Annotated in this window: 4 protein-coding genes; all 4 read right to left on the bottom strand. The window is 61.8% G+C overall.

The genetic code is table 11. The annotated features are described in order from the left end of the window. Positions 1 to 208 (bottom strand): 3-hydroxybutyryl-CoA dehydrogenase (locus tag HPY65_19210; GenBank protein ID NPU86609.1); only part of this gene is annotated, 208 nt, incomplete at its 3' end. Between the two features lie 25 nt (positions 209 to 233). Continuing rightward, complete coding sequence (locus tag HPY65_19205; protein ID NPU86608.1) at positions 234 to 1001, bottom strand: crotonase; 768 nt, start codon at positions 999 to 1001, stop codon at positions 234 to 236. A gap of 86 nt (positions 1002 to 1087) precedes the next feature. Then, positions 1088 to 1873 (bottom strand): hypothetical protein, encoded by a 786-nt coding sequence (locus HPY65_19200; protein NPU86607.1) that lies wholly within the window; start codon positions 1871 to 1873, stop codon positions 1088 to 1090. A 46-nt stretch (positions 1874 to 1919) separates the two neighbouring features. Then, positions 1920 to 2275 (bottom strand): acyl-CoA dehydrogenase (locus HPY65_19195; GenBank protein NPU86606.1); only part of this gene is annotated, 356 nt, incomplete at its 5' end.

The following is a 2275-nucleotide window of genomic DNA, read 5'->3' as shown; positions in this document are numbered from 1 at the left end:
GGCGTCCCAGGATCGCGTCGTGATCCTCCGCCGAGAGCTTCCCCTTCTCCAGCTTCTTCCCGAGGAAATTCCGGATGGTCGACAGCCCCTTCTCGACGAAGCGATCCTCCACGTCCCGCATCGTCACCTCGACGCCCTTCTCGACGGCCACCTGGGCGATCCCCGCCCCCATGGTGCCCGCACCGATCACACAAAGCTTCCTGATCATGGCTTGTATATCCTTTCCTGTGCTGTCATTTTTTCTTACCGACGAAGGCCTGCATCCCCACCTTCTGCTCTTTCGTCGAGAAGCAGAGCCCGAAGCAGTCGATCTCGAACATGGACGCCGATTCGAGGTCCATCTGGGTTCCCTTGTTGATGGCGGACTTGATCAGTGTAATGGCCGGCGCGCTCTTGGAGGCGATCTTCTTCGCCAGTTCGATCGTCTTCGGCAGGAGTTCGTCCGGCGGGTACACTTCATTGAGGATTCCGAGATCCAGCGCTTCCCGGGCCCCGATCATGTCGCCCGTGAAGCACATCTGCTTGGCCTTGGTGATGCCGATCATCCGAGCCAGTCGCTGGGTACCCGCGCTGCCCGGCATGATCCCGATGTTGATCTCGGGGACGGCGAAGCGGGCCTTTTCCGAGGCCGTCCGGAGATCGCAGGCCAGGGCATACTCCAGGCCGCCGCCGAGGCAGAAGCCCTGGATCGCCGCAATCACCGGCTTCTTCAGGTTCCAGATTTTGTCGATGACCCGCTTGGCGGCCAGTGCGTAGTCGCGGGCACCCATGGAATCCTTGTCCAGCATTTCCTTGATGTCGCCCCCGGCGACGAAGGCCTTGTCCCCTGCCCCTTTCAGGATGATGACCCGCACGTCCGGATCGTCTTCCGCCCGGCCGAGCAGTTCGATCAGCTTGAGGTTCACCTCCGTGTTGAGGGCGTTCATTGCCTCCGGACGGTTGAAGGTCAGGAAGGCGATGGCTTCTTCCGTTTCGTAGAGTACTACTTCCGTGCTGTTCATTTTCTGCTCCTTGTTCAACGGCCGCAACCGCTTCCGGGGACGTTCCCCATGTCTTGCGCACCCGAATCCCCGCGCGCCCGTTGCCGCTATTTACGCTTGAAAACGGGAAAGCGCTTTTCCACGAAGGCGGTGGCCCCCTCTTTGAGGTCTTCCGTCAGGAAGAGGTCACCGACGAATCCGGCTTCGAGTTTCAGTCCTTCTTCCAAAGGCATTTCCACGCCGCGGTTGACCGCCCGCTTCGCCGCTTCCACCGCCAGCGGGGCGTTGCCGAGAATGGAGGCAGCGATCTTCTTCGCCTCTGCCAGAACATCCGCCGCCGGGACAACCTTCTCCAGGAGCCCCAGTTGGAAGGCGTCCTGGGCGCTGAAAAAATCCCCCGTCAGGGCCATCAGCTTGGCCCGCCCCTTTCCCAACAGGCGCGCAAGGCGCTGCGTCCCACCGGCCCCGGGGATCAGGCCGAGTTTCACCTCCGGAACACCGATGACGGCATTGTCGCCGGCGATCCGGATGTCACAGGCCGCCGCCAGCTCGCATCCACCCCCTAAGGCCAGGCCGTTGATCGCGGCGATCACCACCACACGCGAGTTCTCGATCTTCGAGAATACCGCCTGCATGCCCCGGGAGCTCTGGAAGGCCGCTTCCCGATTCCCGAGGAAGTTCCCGAAGCCCTTGATGTCTGCGCCGGCGACAAAGGCCCTTGTCCCGCCGCCGATGAGGATGGCGACGCCGATTTCCGTACGGGCATCCAGTTCGTCGAACACCATGCCGAGTTCTTCGACGACCGGTCCGCTCAAGGCGTTCATCTTCGGGTTGTCTATGGTCACCACCGCAAGACGGTCTTCCACTGTGTAGTTCACGTAGGATCTATCCATTCCGATTTCCTCTCCTCATTTCCAGGACTGCGTCAGGCCACCCATGTTAACGGAGGATCTGCCCGGCGATGATGGTCCGCTGGATCTGGTTCGTCCCCTCGTAGATCTGGGTGATCTTTGCGTCCCGCATCATTCGTTCTACAGGATATTCCCGGACATAGCCGTACCCGCCGAAGACCTGCACGGCGTCGGTGGTCACCTTCATCGCCACGTCCGAGGCGTACCACTTCGCCATGGAGGCGATCTTCGGAAGGTCCGCCGCCTCCGGCTCCGAATCGATCATCGACGCCGCCCGGTACACGATCGACCGCGCCGTCTCCACCGACAGGGCCATCTCCGCCAGCATCCACTGCATCCCCTGGAACGAGGACAGGGGCTTCCCGAACTGCACCCGTTCCTTCG

This window comes from Syntrophaceae bacterium (assembly GCA_013177825.1).
Classification (GTDB): Bacteria; Desulfobacterota; Syntrophia; order Syntrophales; family PHBD01; genus PHBD01.
This window is presented reverse-complemented; position numbering and strand designations above follow the sequence as displayed.

Bases quoted from the DNA above. Each gene is read 5' to 3' on its own strand.
- HPY65_19200 (NPU86607.1), bottom strand. From the start codon at position 1,873: ATGGATAGATCCTACGTGAACTACACAGTGGAAGACCGTCTTGCGGTG.
- HPY65_19205 (NPU86608.1), bottom strand. From the start codon at position 1,001: ATGAACAGCACGGAAGTAGTACTCTACGAAACGGAAGAAGCCATCGCC.